This window comes from Nocardia abscessus, assembly GCF_015477775.1.
Classification (GTDB): Bacteria; Actinomycetota; Actinomycetes; order Mycobacteriales; family Mycobacteriaceae; genus Nocardia; species Nocardia abscessus_A.
This window is the reverse complement of sequence record NZ_JADLQO010000002.1, coordinates 1,047,841-1,069,069: the sequence shown is the minus strand read 5'-3', so window position 1 is coordinate 1,069,069 and position 21,229 is coordinate 1,047,841. Positions and strand designations below refer to the sequence as shown.

22 protein-coding genes and 1 pseudogene are annotated in these 21,229 nt (G+C 68.4%); 9 read left to right on the top strand and 14 right to left on the bottom strand.

Annotation, left to right across the window (positions count from 1 at the left end; translation table 11 throughout):
• Positions 1-62: 62 nt before the first annotated feature.
• From IU450_RS10640 to IU450_RS10630, 3 genes and pseudogenes are all read right to left on the bottom strand, one after another.
• Positions 63-603: pseudogene (locus tag IU450_RS10640) on the bottom strand (aldehyde dehydrogenase family protein); the annotation flags it as partial.
• 104 nt (positions 604-707) lie between these two features.
• Positions 708-992: a divalent-cation tolerance protein CutA gene (cutA, locus tag IU450_RS10635; RefSeq protein ID WP_228834419.1), complete on the bottom strand. Its 285-nt coding sequence runs from the start codon at positions 990-992 to the stop codon at positions 708-710.
• A complete protein-coding gene (locus IU450_RS10630; protein ID WP_195149522.1) occupies positions 989-1,309 on the bottom strand; it encodes a hypothetical protein in 321 nt (106 codons plus the stop codon). The genes cutA and IU450_RS10630 overlap by 4 nt, the downstream gene beginning before the upstream one ends.
• A gap of 423 nt (positions 1,310-1,732) precedes the next feature.
• Here IU450_RS10630 and IU450_RS10625 point away from each other — a divergent pair, with 423 nt between their 5' ends.
• Positions 1,733-2,032, top strand: a complete 300-nt coding sequence (locus IU450_RS10625) for a hypothetical protein (protein ID WP_195149521.1) — start codon at positions 1,733-1,735, stop codon at positions 2,030-2,032.
• Between the two features lie 159 nt (positions 2,033-2,191).
• Here IU450_RS10625 and IU450_RS10620 read toward each other — a convergent pair whose 3' ends face one another.
• Positions 2,192-3,451: a PP2C family protein-serine/threonine phosphatase gene (locus IU450_RS10620; RefSeq protein WP_195149520.1), complete on the bottom strand. Its 1,260-nt coding sequence runs from the start codon at positions 3,449-3,451 to the stop codon at positions 2,192-2,194.
• The gene (locus IU450_RS10615) at positions 3,448-4,257 is read right to left on the bottom strand and encodes an alpha/beta fold hydrolase (protein WP_195149519.1); all 810 of its coding nucleotides are present in this window, start codon (positions 4,255-4,257) and stop codon (positions 3,448-3,450) included. The genes IU450_RS10620 and IU450_RS10615 overlap by 4 nt, the downstream gene beginning before the upstream one ends.
• A 599-nt stretch (positions 4,258-4,856) precedes the next feature.
• Between IU450_RS10615 and IU450_RS10610 the strand changes: the two genes are divergently transcribed.
• A complete protein-coding gene (locus IU450_RS10610) occupies positions 4,857-5,672 on the top strand; it encodes a DUF1206 domain-containing protein (protein WP_195149518.1) in 816 nt (271 codons plus the stop codon).
• 10 nt (positions 5,673-5,682) lie between these two features.
• Here the strand turns inward: IU450_RS10610 and IU450_RS10605 are convergent, their stop codons facing one another.
• Together IU450_RS10605 and IU450_RS10600 are read right to left on the bottom strand one after the other, a co-directional pair.
• Positions 5,683-6,573 carry a class I SAM-dependent methyltransferase gene (locus IU450_RS10605; RefSeq protein WP_195149517.1) on the bottom strand — a complete coding sequence of 297 codons (891 nt, stop codon included), beginning with the start codon at positions 6,571-6,573 and terminating at the stop codon, positions 5,683-5,685.
• A 63-nt stretch (positions 6,574-6,636) separates the two neighbouring features.
• The gene (locus IU450_RS10600) at positions 6,637-8,001 is read right to left on the bottom strand and encodes a flavin monoamine oxidase family protein (RefSeq protein ID WP_195149516.1); all 1,365 of its coding nucleotides are present in this window, start codon (positions 7,999-8,001) and stop codon (positions 6,637-6,639) included.
• Between the two features lie 234 nt (positions 8,002-8,235).
• Between IU450_RS10600 and IU450_RS10595 the strand changes: the two genes are divergently transcribed.
• The 6 genes from IU450_RS10595 (at position 8,236) to IU450_RS10570 (ending at position 13,295) form a co-directional block, all read left to right on the top strand.
• Entirely contained in the window at positions 8,236-9,483 is a 1,248-nt protein-coding gene (locus tag IU450_RS10595) for a cytochrome P450 (RefSeq protein WP_195149515.1), read from the top strand.
• A gap of 98 nt (positions 9,484-9,581) precedes the next feature.
• The gene (locus IU450_RS10590; RefSeq protein ID WP_195149514.1) at positions 9,582-10,526 is read left to right on the top strand and encodes a metal ABC transporter substrate-binding protein; all 945 of its coding nucleotides are present in this window, start codon (positions 9,582-9,584) and stop codon (positions 10,524-10,526) included.
• Complete coding sequence (locus IU450_RS10585; RefSeq protein WP_195149513.1) at positions 10,523-11,257, top strand: metal ABC transporter ATP-binding protein; 735 nt, start codon at positions 10,523-10,525, stop codon at positions 11,255-11,257. Before IU450_RS10590 ends, IU450_RS10585 begins: the two co-directional genes overlap by 4 nt.
• A gap of 26 nt (positions 11,258-11,283) precedes the next feature.
• Positions 11,284-12,168 carry a metal ABC transporter permease gene (locus tag IU450_RS10580; RefSeq protein ID WP_195149512.1) on the top strand — a complete coding sequence of 295 codons (885 nt, stop codon included), beginning with the start codon at positions 11,284-11,286 and terminating at the stop codon, positions 12,166-12,168.
• 282 nt (positions 12,169-12,450) lie between these two features.
• Positions 12,451-13,011, top strand: a complete 561-nt coding sequence (locus IU450_RS10575; protein WP_195149511.1) for an RNA polymerase sigma factor — start codon at positions 12,451-12,453, stop codon at positions 13,009-13,011.
• Complete coding sequence (locus IU450_RS10570; protein ID WP_195149510.1) at positions 13,008-13,295, top strand: hypothetical protein; 288 nt, start codon at positions 13,008-13,010, stop codon at positions 13,293-13,295. The genes IU450_RS10575 and IU450_RS10570 overlap by 4 nt, the downstream gene beginning before the upstream one ends.
• 71 nt (positions 13,296-13,366) lie before the next feature.
• Here the strand turns inward: IU450_RS10570 and IU450_RS10565 are convergent, their stop codons facing one another.
• The 6 genes from IU450_RS10565 to IU450_RS10540 all read right to left on the bottom strand — a co-directional run bounded on the left by IU450_RS10565 (position 13,367) and on the right by IU450_RS10540 (position 18,866).
• Positions 13,367-14,119, bottom strand: coding sequence for a hypothetical protein (locus IU450_RS10565; RefSeq protein ID WP_195149509.1), 753 nt, complete (start codon positions 14,117-14,119; stop codon positions 13,367-13,369).
• A 78-nt stretch (positions 14,120-14,197) separates the two neighbouring features.
• Positions 14,198-15,448, bottom strand: coding sequence for an ABC transporter substrate-binding protein (locus tag IU450_RS10560; RefSeq protein ID WP_195149508.1), 1,251 nt, complete (start codon positions 15,446-15,448; stop codon positions 14,198-14,200).
• A complete protein-coding gene (locus IU450_RS10555; RefSeq protein ID WP_195149507.1) occupies positions 15,438-16,502 on the bottom strand; it encodes a branched-chain amino acid ABC transporter permease in 1,065 nt (354 codons plus the stop codon). Before IU450_RS10555 ends, IU450_RS10560 begins: the two co-directional genes overlap by 11 nt.
• Before the next feature lie 5 nt (positions 16,503-16,507).
• Entirely contained in the window at positions 16,508-17,389 is an 882-nt protein-coding gene (locus IU450_RS10550) for a branched-chain amino acid ABC transporter permease (protein WP_195149506.1), read from the bottom strand.
• A 2-nt stretch (positions 17,390-17,391) separates the two neighbouring features.
• A complete protein-coding gene (locus tag IU450_RS10545) occupies positions 17,392-18,111 on the bottom strand; it encodes an ABC transporter ATP-binding protein (protein WP_195149505.1) in 720 nt (239 codons plus the stop codon).
• Positions 18,108-18,866, bottom strand: coding sequence for an ABC transporter ATP-binding protein (locus IU450_RS10540; protein WP_195149504.1), 759 nt, complete (start codon positions 18,864-18,866; stop codon positions 18,108-18,110). The genes IU450_RS10545 and IU450_RS10540 overlap by 4 nt, the downstream gene beginning before the upstream one ends.
• Before the next feature lie 224 nt (positions 18,867-19,090).
• Here IU450_RS10540 and IU450_RS10535 point away from each other — a divergent pair, with 224 nt between their 5' ends.
• The gene (locus IU450_RS10535) at positions 19,091-20,395 is read left to right on the top strand and encodes a PucR family transcriptional regulator (RefSeq protein WP_195149503.1); all 1,305 of its coding nucleotides are present in this window, start codon (positions 19,091-19,093) and stop codon (positions 20,393-20,395) included.
• On the opposite strand, the gene IU450_RS10530 is transcribed toward IU450_RS10535, so the two are convergent.
• The gene (locus IU450_RS10530) at positions 20,375-21,025 is read right to left on the bottom strand and encodes a TetR/AcrR family transcriptional regulator (RefSeq protein ID WP_195149502.1); all 651 of its coding nucleotides are present in this window, start codon (positions 21,023-21,025) and stop codon (positions 20,375-20,377) included. The genes IU450_RS10535 and IU450_RS10530 overlap by 21 nt on opposite strands.
• Positions 21,026-21,229 lie beyond the last annotated feature (204 nt).

The following is a 21,229-nucleotide window of genomic DNA, read 5'->3' as shown; positions in this document are numbered from 1 at the left end:
TCCGTGCGTCGTTGGTTCTACTTCTTCACGTGGTCTCCTCGCTGATGCGAATTCCGGTCGATTCAGTGTGCACCCACTCGTCGCAATGTCCCGAGTGCAAGGGTGAGGATTCGGGACCACCGGTCATGGCCGACACCGCGCGGTGGGCTGAAGCCTTGCAGACGCTGGTGCGCGACAGTCTGCGGCTCGGTGTAATTCAGCAGCCCGTCGGCGCCGTGCCTGCGGCCGAGACCGGAGTCGCCCATGCCACCCCTCGGGGCGTCGATGCTGCCCCACGCGGCGGCGAAGGCTTCGTTGACGTTGACGGTTCCGGCGTGCAGCCGGGCCGCGACTGCCCGGCCCCTGGCACCGTTGCGGGACCAGACGCTGGCGTTGAGCCCGTACGGCGTGGCGTTCGCCATCGCGATCGCCTCCTCGCCATCGCGGTAGGGATAGATCGACACCACCGGACCGAAGGTCTCCTGGGCGAACAATGTCATCTCGGGGGTGACGTCGGCCAGGATCGTCGGCTCGTGGAACAAAGGCCCCAGATCCGGCCTCGCATGGCCGCCCGCGAGGACGGTCGCCCCCCTTGGCGACGGCATCGGCCACGTGGGCGGTGACCACGCATCAGTCCGGCCACTGGCTCGCGTCCGACAGGTAGCCCGGCGCGTGGCCGAGATGCCCGGAGGCGACCAGCTGTGCGCGCGCTACGACGGCGCGCGTTCCTACTCCGAGCCGCCTGTAGACCGGTCGACCCAGGTGGCATACTCCTCCGGGCACCACTCGATCGGCTGTCCGATGAGCTCCGGATTGTCCCAAGGGTGCAACTCTTTGATCCGGTCAGCCAGCTTGTCCCGGGTGGCGGCGGATGTTCGGAACTCGACGCTCCACTCCTGGCCTTCACCGGACTCGCCGAGGTGCCAGAACACGGATGTGATCGGCCCGGTGATGTATGCGCACCGGCTGCGGCGCCGAAACGTGCGCCGCCTCCGCTGCTGGGCGCGGGTCAGGCGCCGCAGACGCGATTCAGTTCGTCGGTGAAGGGGGTGAGTTCTGTGACCTCGTCATCGACCAGCGCGCGAGCGTAGGCCGTGATGGCGTCCCTTTCGGGCCCCTGGGTGAAATCGGCCAGACCGGTCAGCCTGTCGGACAGGGCTGTCGCCGTCGCCTGGTCCAGAGTGCCGCCGCTCGTGTCGATTGCGATGTTGATCAGCTCGATGGCTTTGGCGCAGCTGGGGGACTGGGCGTGCGCGGCCGTGGCCGGAAGGAAGACAAGAGTGGCGGCGGCCGCAGCGACCGCAGCGGCGAAGGACAACGACTTGATCATGGTTCCCCTAGGGTGTGGGTAAATGACTCTCGCGCACGCAGAAGCGGCAAGCAGTCATTCAGGTGCGCGAGCGTTTCATACTATGCCCACCTCCCTCCTGGGAATGGTGAGTGGACCGAGTCGACCACCCCTCGGCCGGATTTACCGGTTGCAGCCGGGCTGCTCGGGCAGGTACCGGAACATCGCGTCGGCAGAACCGCAGCCTGTGATGCTCCGGACGAAGTCCTGCGGATCAGTGGCTGGGCGTCCGACGCCACAGACACAGAGTTGACGGATGGGCGACCGGGGCTGTTCTGGGGCCGGTGCAACCGAGCTCGCCGCCTCCTGATACCTGGCTTAGCCATGGATGTCACAGGCGCGCGGTGCGTTTCGTCTCCTCGATGACGGCGGGTTACCCGCGAGAGCCGAAGTAAGGATCGTGAAATGCTCGATACGAAGGAATTCACCGCGAGCGGAGCATCGGCGGCACACGGCGCGGCACAAGGACGCCGCGACGATGCCGCGGCTGGCGGCGCCCACCCAGCGAAGTGGAAGTTCTGGCTGCTGACCATGGCAGGTCTGTACCCGCTGCTCACCGCCTTGGTGACGATCACCGCGCCACTGCTCGAACCCCTCCCGACGCCGTTGCAGCTGGCCTGCATCATTCCCGTCGCGGTGGCGGCGATGGTATGGGTGGTCACGCCGTTCCTGTCCCGGTGCTTCGCCGGGTGGCTGGCGCGCTGACGAGCGTGCGGGACTCGAAGTGCGATCGGGCTTGCGGCCGCGTACTTCTCGCGCAGACCTCAGAGCTGCTCTACCGCAGGGAATTCGGCCCGCGCCGTCGAGCGGCGCGGTGCCGCTGAGGTCGGAATCAGGTCGGCTCCCGTTAGATATCGCAGCCGCTCACCGCGCCTTACCGTGCGGCGCGGGCAGCGCGTGGATGGCCAGAACGGCCGTGTCGTCTTCCAATCCGGATCCGAAGGAGCTGAGCAGTTCTCGGAGCGCTTCGACGGTGCGGGAGGCCGTGACCGGAGCCAGGGTGCGCACGAATTCGACGAGGGCTCGGTCGCTGTAGCGACCACCGTTCGCGCTGGTGCGAGCTTCGGTGAGTCCGTCGGTGTAGAGAAGCAGGGTGTCCCCGGCCTCGAGCCGGACGCTTCGGGTGACGATCTGGGCGTGCGGGATCGCGCCGATGAGTTGACCGCCCCGGGTGTGCATCTCCTCCACGTTGCCGTCGGGATGCAGGAGCAGGGCCGGGGGGTGCCCCCCGCCGGCCAGGGTGATGTCGCAGCCTCCGCGGTGCGGAGTGGGTGTGATCAGTCCGAAGATGATCGTGCAGAACCGTCGGTTGTGGCCGTGGTTTCGCTCGATGAGGGTGGTGTTGAGCGTGTCGAGTACGGCGGCCGGATCGCGGGTGTAGGCGGTGGCGGTACGCAGTGTGTAGCGGGCCACTGAAGTGAGTACCGCGGCGGGAGCGCCTTTGCCGCAGACGTCGCCCAGGAACATCCCCCAGGTTTCGCCGTCTATGGGGAACAGATCGTAGAAGTCGCCGCCGACCTCATCGGCCGAGGCGATGTGATAATGCGCGGCGACCTCTAGGCCGGGGACCTGGGGCAGTTGGGGTGGTAGCAGTGTGCTCTGCAGCGTCGCGTTCAGGCGTTGCAGGCGTTCGCGTTCCTGCTCGGCTTCGCGCCGTGCCCGTAGCAGTTCGGTCTCGTAGGCGCGGCGCTCGCGGGCGTCGAAGACCGTGGTGCGGATCAGTAGCGGCTGTCCCTGGCTGCCGGTTTTGACGAGGGAGGTCACCAGCACGGGTAGTCGGCGACCGTCGGTGGTCTTCATTTCCAGGGCGACACTGCGGACTTCGCCTTGCATGCGGAGCAGGGGAGCGAAGTGGGTCTCGTGATAGAGGCGGCCGCCCACGGTGAGCAGCTCGGAGAAGTGCTTGCGGCCGACCAGTTCTTCGCGCAGGTAGCCCAGCCAGTCCAGCAGCGTGGCATTCACCTTGGCGATCCGGCCGTCGAGCGAGGTGGAGAGGTATCCGCAGGGTGCGTTCTCGTACAGGTCCTCGACGCTGTCCTCGAGGAGCGCGGCGAACGCCGCGTGGTCGTCCGGCTCGGCTCCGAGGCCACAGCCGGCGTCGCGGTCGTCCGCTGCGCTCGTCATCCGGTCCCGCGGGCGAAGGCGGCGATGGCGGCGGCGGTCTCCGCCGGAGCGCTGAGCTGAGGGCAGTGGCCGGTTGCCGTGAGGGTGACCAGTCTGCTGCCGGGGATCTGCTCGTGGACGAAGGCTCCGACCTCGGGAGGGGCGATAGCGTCGTCGGAGCATTGCAGAACGAGCGTGGGCACGCCCACCGCGCGGAGGTCGGCCCGGTTGTCGGAGAGGAACGTGACGCGGGCGAAGACGCGCGCTATCTCCGGGTCGGTGCGGCAGAAGCTGTTGGTGAGTTCCTCGGCCAGTTCCGGGCGGTCCGGGTTGCCCATGATGACCGGCGCCATCGCGCCCGACCAGCCCAGGTAGTTCGCATCGAGTGCCTCCAGGAGTTCCTCGATGTCGTCGGTGCTGAAACCGCCCCGGTATCCGGTGGACGGATCATCGATGAAGCACGGCGAGGGAGCCAGCAGCACCAGGCCGGCGAACGCGGCGGGCTCGCGCGCGGCGGCGAGCACTCCCATCGTCGCGCTCACCGAGTGCCCGACGAAGACCACCGGACCCAGCTCCAGTTCGCGAAGAACCGCCAGCACATCCTCGACGTAGCCGTCCATGCTGGAGTACCGCTGCGGGGTCCACGCCGACAGATCCGAGCGGCCCGCGCCCACGTGATCGAACAGCACGACGGTGAAATCCCGCTCCAGGGTCGGCACCACCAGCCGCCACATCTGCTGGTCGCATCCGAAGCCGTGGGCGAGCACCACCACCGGCGCACCGGTCTTGCCGCTCACGCTCACATGGTTCCTGCTCAGTAACTCCACACAGACACCCTCGCAGAAAACGGGCGCGAATGCCCGCCGCCGACCGTTCTGCCTGCTGAGCGCACGGGTCCGGTCCGGCGCCCGCTCAGGGGCGGACCAGGACCTCGAGGGCTTCGCGGGTGTCTATGGCTCGGTAGCCATCGGCGATGGCGTCGAGGCCGATTTCCCGGTCGAACACCTTGCCCGGTTCGGCGCTGCCGTTTCTGGATGATCGGATCCGGGACGTCGATGACGCGGACGTCACCGGCTCCGTACATATAGGTCGCTCGCATGAGAATCCTTTGTTTCTGTCGAGATGGTTGGTGGTCAGGACTGGGGGAGAGAACCCTTCGTATTTGCTGGTCGATTACCCGCTCCGGCTGCCGGTATCGGCCGGGGAGACACTCGCGCATCAGACGGGGTGGGGGACCGCCCCGCCGCGGACGGACTCGAACTCCTCGCCACCTGGGCAGCCACCCGCGACCATCCGCGAGTGAGTCATCCGGCATGCCCGGGTATGCGGATCGGCCGAAGATCGAGCGTGGTTTTCGCACGGGCGTGGGTATCCGCTCGATGTTCTGCGAGCGGCCCGCGCCGCGTTACCTGTATGGAGAAGCAGCATGGCTCACACGAATTTTTCCGACACCGCTGGGCGGATCGCCCAGAACGGTGTCTTCGAGCGATTCGCCCGCGCGGGCTTCGTCATGTCCGGCATCGTGCATCTGCTCATCGGCTACATCGCCATCCGCCTGGCACTCGGTGGCGGGGGCGGCAGCGCCGATCAATCCGGCGCCATGGCGGAACTGGCCGACAAACCAGGTGGCGCCGTCACGCTCTGGGTGGGGGTGGTCGCGTTGCTGCTGATGGCGCTGTGGCGGCTGGTGGAGGCTGTTCTGGGCAGCTCGTCCAAGCCCCATTCCGACAGCAAGAAGTCCGAAGCGTTCGACCGCGTCAAAGCGTTTTCGCTGTTCGGGGTCTATCTCGCGTTGGCTTTCTCGGCATTCCGTTTCGCACAGGGCGGCGGACAGTCCAGTAGCAGCCAGAGTGTCGGGCTCACCGCGCGCCTGATGCAGAACACGGCGGGAACGATCGCGCTCGTCGTGGGTGGGCTGATCATCATCGCGGTCGGCGGCTACCACGTGTACAAAGGAGCGAGCCAGAACTTTCTCGACGATCTGCACGGCACCCCGAGCGCCTTCGTGCGGCGCCTGGGCATTGTGGGTTACGTCGCGAAGGGACTGGCGATCGCCGCGGTCGGCTTGCTGGTGATCCTCGCCGCGACCCGATCCGATCCGAACAAGTCCGCCGGACTCGACGGCGCCTTGAAGACGCTCGGCGCGCAACCCTTCGGCGTGGCTCTGCTGCTCGTCGCCGGGCTGGGCATCATCACCTACGGGCTCTACAGCTTCGTCATGGCCCGCAGCGCGAAGATGTAGGGCCGACCGGTCAGCGCGCAGCGGTCAGCAGCCTGGGCTGGCGCCAGAGATCGTCGAGGTCCTCGGGGAGCTCCGGGACGGATCGGCCGTAGGACGCGGCCAGCTCGCTCGAGCTGGAGCTACGCACCGACCAGCCGCGCCCGGTCAGCCACTGCGCTGGATCGGCCCGCTCGTCGTCGTAGAACAGCTCGGCCGGGTCGACATCGCCGAACGGGTGGAAGTTGCCGAAGTATTTCGACTCGATGCTGGTGAGGCGTTGGACATCGACGCCGGTCACGAAGCTCTCCACGGCGAGCCGGCTGTCGGGTGCGGACAGTTCATCGATGTGCTCGAACAATTTGTCCTGCGCCGCACCGGGAAGGTAGGGCAGGAGTCCCTCGGCCGACCAGGCGGTGGGTTCGCCAGGGTCGAACCCCGCGCCGCGGAGGGCGGCGGGCCAGTCCTCACGCAGGTCGACGGCCACCGTGCGCCGGTCGGCTTTCGGTCGCGCACCGTTCTCGGTGAGCACCTTCTGCTTGAATTCCAGCACTTTGGGCTGATCGATCTCGAACACCGCGGTACCCGCGGGCCAGTCGAGGCGATACGCCCGCGCATCCAGCCCCGCGGCCACGATCACGGCTTGCCGGACTCCGTCCGCCGCGGCCGCCGAGAAGAACTCGTCGAAGAATCTTGTCCGGACACCCATGAATCCGGGGACCAGCGGTATGTCGGCGAGTGGGGAGGGATCGGCCAGCAGCCCGATGAAATGGGAATGACCCGAGGCCGCGACGAAAAGCGGCGCGTAATCGTCTTGGATCAACGGGTCGGGAGAGGTCGCTTCCAGCGCCCGGAACGTCGCGACCCCGAGCGCGGTCAGGCCCACGCTACTGACGATGTCCCACACGTCTCCATCAGTTCGCATGGCCGCTGCACCTACCGATCTCGTCGACGGACTCCGAACCTGACAATCGAGCGAGCAGACTGCTCAGCCCACCACGGCGGTCTCGTGCTCCAGCACTTCGCTGGCCGCGCGTTCGCCCGAGCGGATGGCCCCATCGATCCAGCCGCACATGACCGCGGAGCTCTCGGTGCCCGCCCAATGGATACGGCCGCACGGCTCACGCAGCGCATGGCCGAATTGGGTGAGTACCCCGGTCGGCGCGTGGCTGAGCATTCCCCCGCCGGAATAGCGCTCGGCGCTCCAGTTCTGCTCGATGTAGTCGACGGGGGAGCCTGCCTTCCGGCCGAATCGCTCGACGAGTGCGCCGAGAACCGCGCCTCTGCGCTCCGCGTCGTCGAGCAGGCCCACTTGCCGCGCCATTGGTCCCTCGGTGATCACGCACAGCACGCCCGGTCGTCCGGTATCCGTGCACGCGTCGATCGTGATCGTCGCCGGTGAACCCGGGGCGGCCGACTGGCCCGAAAGCCCGTCGCCGCGCCAGAACGGTTCGTCGTAGACGACGGAGGTCTTGATGATCGAGCCGCTCGGCATCCGCTGGTGGAGGAACGAGCGATCGACGGGCAACATCGGCTTGTAGGAGATCTTGTCGGCGATCGCCAGCGGAACCGCGACTATCGCGCGCCGGGCGCGCACCGTCAGATCGGCCGCGCGAACCCGCACTCCGTCGGCGTCCTGATGGATGCACCGGACCGGCTGCGAGAGGTGGATCGAATCGCCGAGTTCGGCCGCCATCGGCCGGTAGATCGCGCCCATTCCCCCGACCGGCCGGGCATCCTGGGCTGCGTCTTTGACGCCCAGCACGAAGCTCGGCCCGCCGCCTGACGCCATCTGGTACAGCACGAAAAGCAGCGACACTTCCGAAGCCGCGGAGGTGTAGCAGCCGGCTATGGCCGTCTCGAGCAAATCGTGAGCGGGCTTGGAGAGGATATTGCTTTCCAGCCAGTGCGCCAGGCTGACCTGATCCCACTTGTCGGCTTTCTTCGCTGCCCACGGCGCTTCCAGGGGAACCGACTTGCACATATGTCCCAGCTCCAGGAACACCGCACCGAGGTTCATCGCCGCCCAGGGGCTCATGGTCCACGGAATCGTGCCCGTGTAGCGGTGTTGCTTGCCGTCGACCACCATCATGGCTTCGCCGTCGGTGTACTGCTTGTAGCTCGGTACGCCGAATTCGGTCATCAGTGCCTGGATCCGGTCCTGACCCGGCCCGATCCAGGCTCCGCCCCGATCGATCCAGGAACCGTCCTCCCGTACCTCGGTGAACGTGCGCCCGCCGAGCCGGTCCCTGGCTTCCAGCAGTGCGACGGATCGACCCATTTGTTTCAGCCGCAGCGCGGCCGTCAATCCCGCGAATCCCCCGCCGATTACGCAAAAGTCGACGTCTGTCATTGCGTGCCGTCCTCGTGTTGCAGTACCGCGCACGGCCGCCGTGCGACCTGCGCTCGATCGGGCGCACCCTCGACACAGCGGGTGCGGACAACTTCGATCAGGTCTACGCGTCGAATCTTCGGCAATTCTATAGCGAATACCGTTTCCCGGGCATCTCCTGCCGTTTCCGGTACGCGCGGTCGGCAAGCTGCCTACGCTCACGAAGCTTGTTGCCGACTGCCTGGAGCTCCTTCGATGACGATGTCCCCGTCCTCCGCGCACAGCCGTGCACCGCATGGTTCGCCGATCGACACCGACGGCCCGCGGATTCCGCTGTTCTCAACGGAATTCGCGGCGGATCCGCACAGCGCCTATCGGCGGATGCGTGCCCGGTACGGGTCGCTGGCGCCGGTGGAACTGGCGCCGGGCGTACCGGCCACCCTGGTGATCGGCTACCACACCGCCGTGCGGATCGTGAACGATCCCGACCACTTTCCGGCCGACCCGCGCACATGGCAGCAGAACATCGCCGCCGACTGCCCGGTGCTGCCGATGATGCAGTGGCGGCCGAACGCGTTGCGCAATGCCGGAGCCGAGCATGCCCGCTATCGGCAAGCCAACGTCGCGGGTCTGGAGAAGGTCGATCTCTACGGCCTGCGCGACACCGTCGCGCAGTTGGCGGTACCGCTGATCAACTCGTTCTGCGCGGACGGATCCGCGGATGTGGTGCGCCAGTATGCCTTTCCGCTCGCGTTCGCGGTGCTGAACGCCTTGCTCGGATGTCCGGCGGAGATCGCGCAGCGCGCCGCGACCGGCATGGCCGCGATCTTCGAGGGTGTCGAGGCGGAACGCGGCAACAAGATGCTCATCGATTCGCTCGGGGAGCTGACGCTGCTGAAGCGGGCCGAACCCGGCGACGACATCGCGAGTCGAATGCTCGCGCATCCGGCCGGGTTGAGCGACACCGAGATGGTGCACCAGCTGGGCACGCTGTACGGCGCGGGCATCGAGCCGCAGCAGAATCTGATCGTCAACACTTTGCTGCTGATCCTCACCGACGAGCGGTTCGGCGGCAGTGTGCTGGGCGGCAGCCTGTCGACCCGGGACGCGCTGGACGAGGTGCTGTTCAACGATCCGCCGATGGCGAACTTCTGCTTCAGCTTCCCGAAGCAGCCGATCCTGATCGACGATGTCTGGTTGCCCGCCCACCAGCCGGTGGTGATCAGCATCGCCGCGTGCAACACCGATCCCGCGATCAGCACCGACCAGTACGCGGGCAATCGTGCCCATCTCGCCTTCGGCGGCGGGCCGCACGTGTGTCCAGCGAATTCGCTGGCCTACCTGATCGCCCAGGACGCCATCGACCAGCTGCTCGACGCCCTGCCGGAGTTGCGTCTCGCGGTACCGGCCGACGAGCTGACCTGGCGCCCGGGTCCGTTCCACCGGGCGCTGACCGCCCTGCCCGTCGTCTTTCCGGACTCGCCGCCGCTGCTGCTGCCGTAGTGCGCGGGCGTCCGTTCCGGCGGCTGCGAGTCGCGGATCGAGTCTACTTCAATGACTCGAACTTGAAAGTTCGGGTAGGCGAACATTAACCTCGGTATATGAAGGTTCGGCTCCACCGCTCGCTCGCCCTGTCTCCGCGCCGATGGGCGGCGGCGATCGCCGTGAGCGCGCTGGCATTCACGCTCACCGCCTGCGCAGGCAGCGGGGCCGGACCCAACGAACGGCCGGTGGTGCTCACCACGTTCACGGTGCTGGCGGACATCGCGAGGAACGTGGCCGGCGAGCATCTGACCGTGGAGTCGATCACCAAGGCGGGTGCGGAGATCCACGGCTACGAGCCCACGCCCGGTGACATCAAGAAAGCGTCCAAGGCCGACCTGATCGTGGACAACGGCCTGAACCTGGAGGCGTGGTTCGCTCAGTTCGTCTCCGATCTGCGGGTGCCGCACGTCGTGGTCAGCGAGGGCGTGGCCCCGATGCCGATCCGCGAGGACGCCTACCAGGGCAAACCGAACCCGCACGCGTGGATGTCGCCGCAGAACGCGCAGATCTACGTCGACAACATGGTCCGCGCGTTCAGCGATCTCGCACCCGGTCACGCGCCCGACTTCCGTGCCAACGGGGAGCGGTACAAGACCGAACTGCGCCAGGTGCAGGACGAACTGACCCGCACCCTGAACGCGCTGCCGCCGAACGAGCGGGCCTTGGTGACCTGCGAGGGCGCCTTCTCCTACCTGGCCCGCGACGCCGGTCTCACCGAGAAGTACATCTGGGCGGTCAATGCCGAGCAGCAGGCCACGCCCCAGCAGATCGCGTCGGCCATCGACTTCGTCCGCCGACAACAGGTGCCCGCGGTGTTCTGCGAGTCCACGGTGTCGGACGCGCCGATGCGCCGGGTGGTCGAAGCCACCGGCGCGGCGTTCGGGGGCGTGCTGTACGTCGATTCGCTGTCGGAAGCCGACGGACCGGTACCGACCTACCTGGCCCTGCTCCGGCACGACGCGCAGACCATCGGCACCGCGCTGACGGGACGCAGGCCGTGAACGCGCCCGCGATCGAGGTGCGGGGGGTGACCGTCCGCTACGGCGAAGCGCCCGCGCTCGAGGATGTCGATCTGACCGTGCACTCGGGACGGGTCTGCGGTCTCATCGGGATGAACGGTTCCGGCAAGTCGACGCTGTTCAAGACGATCATGGGTCTCGCCGCGCCCGACCGGGGCACGGTGCGGATCAACGGCGGCGCACCCGTGGCGGCGCGCCGGGCGGGCATCCTCGGCTATGTGCCGCAGAGCGAGGACGTCGATTGGACGTTCCCGCTCTCGGTGCGCGACGTGGTGATGACCGGCCGATACGGCCGCCTCGGCTTCACCCGTCGCGCACGCAAGGCCGATCGCGACGCCGTCGCGCACGCCTTGGCCCGCGTGGAACTGACCGACCTGGCCGACCGGCAGATCGGCCAGTTGTCCGGCGGCCAGAGGAAACGCGCCTTCGTCGCGCGCGGGCTGGCGCAGGGCGCGACCGTCCTGCTGCTCGACGAGCCGTTCGCGGGCGTCGACAAACGGTCGGAGGCCACGATCACGGCGCTGTTGCGTGAACTCGCCGCCGACGGCGCCACGATCCTGGTGTCGACGCACGATCTGCAAGCCTTGCCCGGCCTGGCCGACGAGGCGGTGTTGCTGATGCGCACGGTGCTGGCCCACGGCGAGCCCGACGCGGTCCTGCGCCCGGAGAACCTGGCCAGGGCGTTCGGCCTGGATGTGATGAACCGGGTGTGAACCCCGGCCGAGTGTGAGACAGGCGTATGAGCTTGACCGAAATCTTCGTCGACCCGCTGCGTTACGAATTCATGGTGCGTGCGCTGGCCACCACCGTGACCGCGGCGCTGGTGTGTGCGGTGCTGTCGTGCTGGCTGGTGCTGATCGGGTGGTCGCTGATGGGGGACGCCGTCTCGCACGCGGTGCTGCCCGGTGTGGTGCTGGCCTACATCGTCGGGCTGCCGTTCGCGGTGGGCGCGATCGTGTTCGGGTTCCTGGCGGTGGCGCTGATCGGCCTGGTCCGCGACACCAGCCGGATCAAGGAGGACGCCGCCATCGGCATCGTCTTCACGACATTGTTCGCGTTCGGCCTGGTGCTCGTCTCCGTGACGCCCAGCCAGACCGACCTCAACCACATCGTGTTCGGCAACCTGCTCGGTGTCAGCCGTTCCGAACTGGTCCAGGTCGTGATCCTGGCCGCGATCACCCTTGCCGCGCTCGTGCTCAAACGCCGTGACTTCACCCTCTACGCCTTCGACCCCACCCACGCGCATGCGATCGGGCTCAGTCCCCGGTCGCTCGGCACGGCGCTGCTGGGCCTGCTGGCGCTCACCGCCGTGGTCGCTCTGCAAGCCGTCGGCGTCGTCCTCGTGGTGGCCATGCTGATCATCCCGGGTGCGACGGCCTACCTGCTCACCGACCGGTTCGGCCGGATGTTGGTCATCGCCCCCGCCGTCTCGGTGACCTGCGCGGTGACGGGCCTGTACCTGAGCTACCACCTCGACACGGCTCCCGGCGGCATGGTCGTCGTCGTCCAAGGTCTGGTCTTCACTGCCGTGTACCTGTTCGCGCCCGGTCAAGGCGTGATCGGGCGGCGGATCGCGGCGGGGCGTCGGTCGAAGCGGGCGGGCGCGGTCGGCGTTCAAGGGTGAGGCGAGTCCGGCCGCGGCGCTGCGCGGACTCGCGTCGGCCGGCGGACCCGGCAGCCCGCTACTCGCCGAACTCGGCACGGCGCGGGCTGTGCCGACAATCGGTGTGAATCCTTCGGCAATCGGTGTGAATCCTTCGGCGATATCCGGCCCTCTCATAGTTGTGCCGGCAACCGGGTCGGCACAGCTTCGAGGAGGTCGTCGTGATCATTGCCGCCATCGCCGTCGCCGCCGTGCTGGTGGGCTGGTGTAGCTTGACCCTGTTTCGCCGCTGGAGCCGCTCCCGTGACTGACCGGACCTGGCCCGACGAGCAGTTGGTCACCGCCGCTCGAGAAGGCGACGCCGCGGCGATCACCGCGCTGGTATCGGGCTCCTACCCGCATGTGCGCCGGTTCGCCCACACACTGTGCGCCTCCGCCGAAGACGCGGAGGACGCGGCACAGGAAGCGCTGATCGTCCTCTATCGCAAGATCGGGACGTTGCGGGCCTCCGGCGCGCTGGCGTCGTGGATGTTCCGCATCGTCCGCAACGAGTGCCTGCGGCAGTGGCGGACGATGACCCGGCGACCCGATCCGATCCCGGAGTCCGCCGTCGCGTCGGCCGAGGACGAGGCCGTGCAGCGGCTCGAAGCGGGCCGGGTGGCGGCGGTGATCGCCGCGCTGCCCGCCGACCAGCGGCGGGTGCTGATCATGCGCGACGTTCAGGGCTACAGCGGCCGGATGGTCGCGGGCACGCTCGGCCTCAGCGTCGCGGCGATGAAGTCACGGCTGCACCGCGCCCGGGCGACGGTCCAGCACCAGTTGCGGAACACACCGCACGCGCCTGCAGAAAGGAGCGGACAGTGACCGACGATCGGAGCTTCGCCAGCGCCTCGGTGCCCCGGCACCTGGTACGCGGCGTAGTGGGATTCGGCGCGTTGATCGGCGCGATCGCGTTCATGCCGGTGTTCGGGGCGTTCAGCTTGCTGCTCGCCCCGATCGGTCTGCTCGCCCTGCGCGGGTGCCCGACCTGCTGGGCGATCGGACTGATGCAGACCGTCTCGCGGGGCAGGCTGCGGCGTTCGTGTGACAACGGGCAATGCCGACTGACCGGTGCCGGGGACGTTCGGTCCGGACACGGCGACGGTTGACCGGGCGCCCGGCCGAGTCGACGACCAGCGCCGGCTCGCCCGGCGAGAGCGAGCCGGCGGACCGGCGAGGGTTATCGCGGCAGCGGGGGCGCGGCCGGGTCCTTGCAGTAGGGCAGGTCGGGCGGGCAGGGCGTGAGGATGGTGGAGAAGTACTGAAACGCCGAGAACAGGGCGATCGGGCCGCCCACGGTGATCAGTCCGACCATCGATCCCACCGCGCCGAAGGTGGCGGCGCCGAGGACGCAGCCTGCGATCGTCGCGCCCACCCAGGGCAGCAGCAGGGCGATCACCGGGCTGGCGATCGTCGCCCCCGCCGCGGCGCCGAGCAGGCAGCCGACGCCGCCGCCCAGGACCGCGCCGATGATGGCGCTGATCGCACCGCCGATGGTGACCCGCTGGGTGAATGCGCCGAGTGCCAGCTGATCGCGGGGAGTGAAGGATTCCGCCACCGACTTGGCGGCCTGATCCACGCTGACGATGTCGGCGGCGGTAACCGCCTGCACCGGTGTGCCGCTCTCGCGCGAAGGCGTCAATGTCGCGGCGTCGCCGTCGATCCGGGCCGTGATCGGGTAGGCGATGTCGTCCATCCGATAGGTCAGCGGCACGGCCGCTACCGGTGTGCCGTGCTGGTCGGTGAGCACGAGCTGGTCGGCGACGATGCGGAGGTCGCCGTCGGTGGTCAGCACCGCGGAGTCGCCCTGGCGGTTCACTTCGTAGCGCACCTCTTGCTGCGCCTGCGCCGGTGCGGCCTGGGTGGCGCCCGCGCCGATGCCGACGGTGGCCGCCACGAGCAGGGCGGTCACAGCTGAATTTCGCAACTGCATTGTTGCTCCTCATCAATCGTTTTCTTGCCGGCCCGCCCCGACGCCGGATCGCGCCGGAGCGGGAGTACTGCGGGGTGCCTATCGACCGGCCTCGATGACGTCGCCGGTGAGCACCCAGTGGTCGCCCTCGAAGCGCTGCATCCGCACCGCCTCCATCGGGAATGCGTCCCCGGGGCCGGTGGCGAGGGTGATGCCGGGGAGCAGCAGGTCGACGCCGATCTGGTTCAGCGCGCGCACCGAGTCGCGAAGACCCTCGCGGGTCGGGCATGTCGCGGCCGCCATGGCCTTGTGGAAGCTCTGCGCCATCGCCCAGCCGACGACCGTGTACTGGTTGGTCGGATCGGCGCCGGGTCCGTACTTCGCCAGCTTCTCCCGGTAGCCGAGCATCGCCGGATCGGCGGCCCACTGCGGGTCGGCCGGGTCCTTGGTGAAGGCCGCCGACACCACGCCCTGGACGTTCTGCAGGCCGACCGGCTTCAGCGTGCTGACCGTGTTGGCGACCTGAGAGACGATGTGCAGCGGATTCCAGTCCGCGTTGCGGGCATCGGCGGCCAGCGCCTGGGCGGCGAACTTCGGTGTGGAGAAGTTCAGCAGCACATCCGCCTTCGAGCCGGCCAGGTTGCGGACCTGCGGTTCGACCGTGGGATCGGTGACCTCGTAGCTCTGCTCGGCGACGACCGCTACGCCGCTGCCCGCCACCGCCTCGGTGAAGCTGGTCAGCAGTTCCTTGCCGAAGTCGTCGTTCTGGTAGAGCACCGCCACCGTCGCGTTCGGCCGCTGCTCGCGCACGTACCTGGCGAACGCACGGCCCTCCGTGCGATAGCTGGGCTGCCAGCCGATGGTCCACGGATGCTCGGTGTCCGCGCCCCATTTCGTCGCACCGCCCGCGACGAAGACCTGCGGCACCTTGCGCTGGTTCAAGTAGTCCCAGACCGCGGAGGAGGTCGGTGTGCCGAGGGTCTGGAAGACGGCGAACACCTGGTCCTGCTCGACCAGCCTGCGGGTCTCCTCCACGGTCTTGGGCGGCTGATAGCCGTCGTCGCGCACCAGGTAGTCGACTTTGCGGCCGTCGATACCGCCCTGCTCGGCGTTGAGGTAGTCGAAGTAGGCGCGGATACCCTTCGGCAGTTCGCCGTACGCGGACGCCGGGCCGGAGAGCGGATAGATCCCACCGAGTTTGATGCCCGTGTCGGTGATGCCCGTGGTCTGCTGACCCCGGCACTCGCCTTGGCCGACGGTGCCGTCGCTGTCGTCGCGGCCGCCGCAGGCCGTGACGGCGAGCAGGACCGCGGCCGCGGCTCCGATGGTGCGGATCGCCTTAGTGCGCATTGAATTTTCCTTTCCGAACGAGGAGTCCGAGCCGGTGCGCCGCACGGCCGAGGAGCCCGGCCAATCCGTTCGGCGCGAGGTACATGACCGCGATGATCAGCAGTCCGAAGACGACACCGGGGGCGGCCTGATCGACGTCCTGGGCGAAGCTCGGCACGTACATCGCGAACAGTCCGCCCAGCAGCGGCCCCCACTGCGAGCCGAGCCCGCCCACGACCAGCCCGGCCAGCAGGGTGATCGACAAGCCGACCGCGAACGAGTCCGGGGAGACGAATCCGATCACCCAGGTGTAGACGCAACCCGCCACACCGGCGGGCAGCGCGCTGCAGGCGAAGGCGAGCGTCTTGTAGAACGCCAGCCGCACCCCCATCACCTCGGCGGCGGTCTCGTTGTCGCGGATGGCGTGCAGGGCACGGCCCACCCTCGACCGCATGATCCCGGCGACCAGCAGGAAGCTCAGGGCCATGGTGGCGAGCGCGAGGAAGTACAGCCACTGATCCTCGGCCAGACCCGTCCACTCCGGTGCGGCCGGTTTGGCCAGCGTGAGGCCCATCGAACCGCCGGTGAGGGATTCGAAGCGTTTGAGCAGCGGTACCAGGAAGATCGCGATGGAGAGGGTGACCAGCGCCAGATACAGCCCGCGCAACCGCAGCGCGGGCACGCCGAGGGCGAACCCGAGCGCGAACGTCACCGCCGCGGCCACCGGGACGGTCGCCAGATATGGCGCGTCCCAACGGTCCATCAGGACCGCCGCGGTGTAGGCCCCGACGCCGAAGAAGGCGCCGTGCCCCAGCGAGATCTGGCCGGCGTGACCGACCAGCAGATTCAGGCCGAGCAGAGCGATCGCGTAGACCATCGCCATCGCGAGCTGGAAGGTGTGGAAAGGCGCAAGCTGGAACGGGGCGCAGCAGGCCAGCGCGAGCAGGGCGGCGATCGCCACCGTCTGCCGGTGTGCCGTCGCGATCGCGAGCAGACGCGAGGTCTTCGCGGGCGCCGGAGCGGAGTCGTCGGCCGATGACGCGGACGGTTCGCTGACGGGATTCCGAGTTCGCATGTCGCTCACACCCTTTCCACCATCGCGGTCCCGAACAGACCCTGTGGGCGCAGGAGCGGGACGCCGAGGATGATCAGCAGCGGCACGCCGATCTTCAGTTCGGTCCCGATGACGTCGACGTAAGCGCCGGTGAGGGTTTCGGCGACGCCGACGATCAACCCACCGGCCACCGCACCGCCCGGACTGTCGAACCCGCCCAGCGTGGCCGCCGCGAAGGCGTAGATCAGGACCCCGCCCATCATGTTGGGCTCCAGGAACAGCAGCGGCGCCGACAGCACTCCCGACACCGCGCCGACCAGCGCGGCGAGCCCCCAGCCCAATGCGAGCACGGTGCCGACCCGGATTCCGACGAGCGCGGCCGACTCCGGATCAGCGGCGACCGCGCGCATCGCCAGTCCGATCTTGGTGTAGCGAAACAGCAGGTACAGCAGCGTCATCACCACGCCGACCACCGCGAGTACCCCCAGACCGGCGTACCCGGCGGTGACGCCGCCGCCGCGCAACCCGCCCTCGGGAAACGGATTCGGGAACGACTTGACCTGGTACGACCAGATCCAGCCGGCCGCCGCATTGACGAAGAAGAACAACCCGACCGTCACGATGACCAGCGTCAGTTCGGGAGCGCCCTCGACCGGCCGGATGACGACGCGCTCGGTCAGCATGCCGCCGAGGAAGGACACCGCGAGGGTCGCGGGCAGCGCCGACCAGAACGGCATGCCGAACTGGACGAACTGCCAGGCCAGGAAGGCCGAGAACATCGCAAGCTCGCCTTGGGCGAAGTTCACGATGCCGGTGAATCGGTAGATGAGCACCAACGCCAGCGCCAGCCCGGCGTAGATCGCTCCGGCGCTGAGCCCTTCGATGATCTGCTGTAGGAATCCGGCCATGATCAGATCCGGTATCCGAGGTAGGAGCGCGCGACCTGTTCGTCGGCTCGGATCTCGGCCGCGGTGCCGGACAGGACGATTCGCCCGGACTCCAGGACGTGGGCGTGGTGTGCGGTTTCCAGCGCCAGATGGGCATTCTGCTCGACGACGATCACGGTGGTGCGTTCCTCCGCGTTGATGGTGTGCACGATCTGAAAGAGCTCCTGGGTGACCAGAGGCGCGAGGCCGAGCGACGGCTCGTCCAGCAGCAGGAGTCTCGGCCGCGACATGAGGGCCCGGCCGATGGCCAACATCTGCTGCTGTCCGCCGGACAGTCCGCCCGCGGGCTCCTTCAGCCGTTCTCTCAGCACCGGGAAGTAGTCGAAGACCCGGCGCAGGTCGGCCTCGATACGGACCCGATCCCGGTGCCGGTAGGCGCCGAGCCGCAGGTTCTCTTCGACTGTCAGCGGCAGGAAGGTTCCGCGGCCCTCGGGCACGTGCGCGACACCGGCGCGGGCCATGGCGTCCGGGGATTTTCCGGTGCACTCGCCGCCGCCCAGCCGAACGGAGCCCCGCGCGCCGGTCATGCCGCACAAGGCGCGCAACAGGGTGGTCTTGCCCGCGCCGTTGGGGCCGAGGATCGCGCAGACCTCGCCTTCCGCCACGGCGAAGGTCAAGCCGTGCAACACTTTCGCTCCGCCATAGCCCGCGTGCAGATCGGTGACGGACAGGAACACGGTCATGCCGCCGTCCCCAGGTAGGCGCGGATGACGGCCGGATCGCGCTGTACCTCTTCGGGTTCGCCCGCCGCGATGACCCGGCCGAATTCCAGGCACACCACGCGGTCGCAGGTGCCCATGACGAAACCCATGTGATGCTCGACGACGATCACCGTGAGGTCGAGTTCCGACCGCAAGGCGCGCAATCGGTCGGCGAACTCCCTGACCTCGCCGTGGCTGAGTCCGTTGACCGGTTCATCGAGCAGCAGCAGTCGCGGTTGGACGGCCAGGGCCCGCGCCAGCTCGATCCGCTTGAGCGTGCCGAACGGGAGCCCGGCGGCCGGGCGATCGGCCACCGCCGTGAGGTCCAACCTGGTCAGCAGCGCATCGACCTGCGCGCGCAGCTCACGCTCTTCGCGCCGGACCCGGGGCAGTCGCAGACCCGCGGCGAGGAACCCGGCTCTCGCCCGATGGTGCGCGCCGACCAGGATGTTGTCCCGCACCGACATGCGCCCGAACAGCCCGAGGTTCTGGAATGTCCGGGCGACGCCGAGTGCGGCGAGGCCGTCCGGGCGCACGGTCAGCAAGTCCGTGCCCTGGTACCGGAGGGTGCCGGTGGCCGGTTGGTACCGCCGGGTCAGGCAATTGAACAGCGTGGTCTTGCCCGCTCCGTTGGGCCCGATCAGACCGACCATTTCGCCGGGGTCGACGTGGAGCCCGACCTCCTGCAGGGCGGTGATGCCGCCGAAGCGGACGGTGAGGTTGGCTATCTCGAGCATGCGTCCTCCGGCCCGCGTCCGATGACGTGGGTGCGATCCAGTGCGGGGACAGCGCGGTCGTGTGACCGGCGTATAGAACGTGGTCAGCGTAAATTCGCTGGTCAACCTGCACATTGGACGCGGCGGCCCAATCTGGGACGTCCGGTTTGTCCGCTGCGGACACCTCCTGCGATCGCCTCGGCGCGGTTGACAGCTCCGAACGGGGCCGTGGAGTATGCCCGGTTATGTCAGCTTCATCACACTCGGTCGGCGCGAGAAGTTCGGCGACGATGCTGGCCGAGCGGACGCGGATCGTCAGCGCGCTGTACGACCACGCGGACGAGATGGCCGACGCCGGGATGTCGGCGATCGTCGCCCGCATTCCCGCCTACGCCGCCCGTGACCTCAGCTTTCGGGCAGACGTGCACGATCAGCTCGCCCAGCTGTGCCGGACGGGACTCGGCGCGCTGCTCGAGCGGCGCAAGGTGACCCTCGACGACGTCGCCTACACCCGTCGCGCCGCGGCCCGTCGCGCGCAGGCGGGGCTCACCCTGGCGGACTACCTCAACGCCTTCCGCCTCGGACAGCAGGCGCTGTGGCAATCGCTGGTGACCCGTGCCGGGGAGTCGCAGGCCGGGCGCGAGGCGGCTCTGTCGATGGTCACGCCGTTGTCGCGGTATTGCGATCTGATCAGCACCCAGGCGGCCAACGCGTACCTGGAGTTCCAGCAGTACTTCGCCGCGGAGGCGAGCCGGGACAACGCGCGACTGATGGAAAGCCTGCTCGATGGCGTGCTGCCCGAACGGGGCGCCGCGCTGTCGCTCGCCCAGGCGCACGGCATCGGCCTGGCGAAGACCGCGCCGATGGTCGTGGTCGACGCGGTCGTGCTGAAGGCGGCCGGGCGCGGCAAGGGCGGGATCGGGTCGTCTGACGCTTCCGACTCCCAGGCCAGGCATCTCGCGGCGGCGGCGATCGCCCGAACCGGCGTCAGTGGCCTGCGCACGCTGTCGGTGGTGCTCGGGTCGGGCGTAGTCGCGGTGGCCGCGCTCGGCCGGACCGGTACCGCCGAGCAGTTGTGCGACCGGCTACGTGCGACGGCGCAGCGATTGCGCGAGGAAGGCATCACGCTCGGGGTCGGAGTCAGCGCGGTCGTCACCGACGTCGCGGAGATCCCGCAGGCGCACCAGCAAGCTCGCGCGGCGCTCGAGCTGCTCCCCAACGAGGGCGGGATCATGGCACTGCCGTGCCTGACGCCGCTGCGGTACCTGATGCTGCGCGCCGACGAGACCGCCAGGCAGCTGGTCGACCCGCGAATCCGCGCGCTGCTGCGCGACGACGGCGTACGCGGAGGTGTGCTGGCCCAGACCGTCCGCGCGTTCGCCGGGGCCGACATGAACCTGCGCGAGGCCGCCGACGCGCTCCGCATCCATCACAACACGGCCAAATATCGGCTGCGCCGCATCCAGGAACTCACCGGGCGGAATATGCGCAGCGTCGACGATCTGATGGACCTGCTGGTGGCGATCGAGCTACACGCCGCCGACCAGTAGCCGGTACCGGCTCTCCAGCCCGTCGAGCAGCGATTCCAGGCCGACTTCGAAGGCGTCCCGATCGATCCGCTGCTGCCGCTCGGCCAGTAGGTGCGCCTCGTTCAGGTGCGGATACGCGTCGGCGTACACCGCGACATCGGAGGGGAAGCCCCCGGCGAACGATCCCAGCGACGCTCCGGTGAGGAAATACCGCATGGTCGTACCGACCGTGGTGGCCTCGCGGCGCGGCCAGCCCGCCGCGACGAGCCCGCCGAAGACCGCGTCGGCCATGCGCAGTGCGTTGGGTCGATGACGGGGGCCGCCGGCGAGGGCGGGAACGATGTGCGGGTGCGCGGCCATCGCGGTCCGGTAGGAGCGTGCCCAATCACGCAGCGCGAAGCGCCAGTTCGGATGCTCGGCGGAGAGTCCGTCGAACATCGAGATGTCCACCTCGCCGAGTACGGCGTCGACCACGGCATCGATGAGGTCGTCCTTGGTGCGCACGTGGTTGTACAGCGACGGTCCCTGCACGCCCAGTTCGGTGGCCAGTCGCCGCGTGGAGACGGCGGCGAGGCCCTCGGCGTCGACGAGGGCGAGCGCGGTCTCGATGATGCGGTCGCGGGTCAGTAGCGGCCGCCGTGGTCGGGCCATGGCGTCTCCTTTTCGGTCCTCCGCATTCTCGCAGGCGCTCGAGAAAAAACTTGCGCCGCTAGTCCGCCTGTCCTACGGTGAACGAAACTTGCGCTGCTAGTTTTGGAGAACGATGTCGATTGTCAGATCGGCGGGGCCGGTCACTGACCGGACGCGGAATCTGGTTGTGCCGTCGGCGTGGTCACCCGGGCCGTGCTCCATGCG

Excerpts from the sequence above, each read along its gene's own strand:
- IU450_RS10555 (WP_195149507.1), bottom strand. The coding sequence starts at position 16,502 with ATGCGAACTCGGAATCCCGTCAGCGAACCGTCCGCGTCATCGGCCGAC.
- IU450_RS10545 (WP_195149505.1), bottom strand. The coding sequence starts at position 18,111 with ATGACCGTGTTCCTGTCCGTCACCGATCTGCACGCGGGCTATGGCGGA.
- IU450_RS10610 (WP_195149518.1), top strand. The coding sequence starts at position 4,857 with ATGGCTCACACGAATTTTTCCGACACCGCTGGGCGGATCGCCCAGAAC.
- IU450_RS10560 (WP_195149508.1), bottom strand. The coding sequence starts at position 15,448 with ATGCGCACTAAGGCGATCCGCACCATCGGAGCCGCGGCCGCGGTCCTG.
- IU450_RS10530 (WP_195149502.1), bottom strand. The coding sequence starts at position 21,025 with ATGGCCCGACCACGGCGGCCGCTACTGACCCGCGACCGCATCATCGAG.
- IU450_RS10590 (WP_195149514.1), top strand. The coding sequence starts at position 9,582 with ATGAAGGTTCGGCTCCACCGCTCGCTCGCCCTGTCTCCGCGCCGATGG.
- IU450_RS10595 (WP_195149515.1), top strand. The coding sequence starts at position 8,236 with ATGACGATGTCCCCGTCCTCCGCGCACAGCCGTGCACCGCATGGTTCG.
- IU450_RS10625 (WP_195149521.1), top strand. The coding sequence starts at position 1,733 with ATGCTCGATACGAAGGAATTCACCGCGAGCGGAGCATCGGCGGCACAC.
- IU450_RS10565 (WP_195149509.1), bottom strand. The coding sequence starts at position 14,119 with ATGCAGTTGCGAAATTCAGCTGTGACCGCCCTGCTCGTGGCGGCCACC.
- IU450_RS10630 (WP_195149522.1), bottom strand. The coding sequence starts at position 1,309 with ATGATCAAGTCGTTGTCCTTCGCCGCTGCGGTCGCTGCGGCCGCCGCC.
- IU450_RS10600 (WP_195149516.1), bottom strand. The coding sequence starts at position 8,001 with ATGACAGACGTCGACTTTTGCGTAATCGGCGGGGGATTCGCGGGATTG.
- IU450_RS10535 (WP_195149503.1), top strand. The coding sequence starts at position 19,091 with ATGTCAGCTTCATCACACTCGGTCGGCGCGAGAAGTTCGGCGACGATG.
- IU450_RS10605 (WP_195149517.1), bottom strand. The coding sequence starts at position 6,573 with ATGCGAACTGATGGAGACGTGTGGGACATCGTCAGTAGCGTGGGCCTG.
- IU450_RS10540 (WP_195149504.1), bottom strand. The coding sequence starts at position 18,866 with ATGCTCGAGATAGCCAACCTCACCGTCCGCTTCGGCGGCATCACCGCC.
- IU450_RS10580 (WP_195149512.1), top strand. The coding sequence starts at position 11,284 with ATGAGCTTGACCGAAATCTTCGTCGACCCGCTGCGTTACGAATTCATG.
- IU450_RS10620 (WP_195149520.1), bottom strand. The coding sequence starts at position 3,451 with ATGACGAGCGCAGCGGACGACCGCGACGCCGGCTGTGGCCTCGGAGCC.
- IU450_RS10550 (WP_195149506.1), bottom strand. The coding sequence starts at position 17,389 with ATGGCCGGATTCCTACAGCAGATCATCGAAGGGCTCAGCGCCGGAGCG.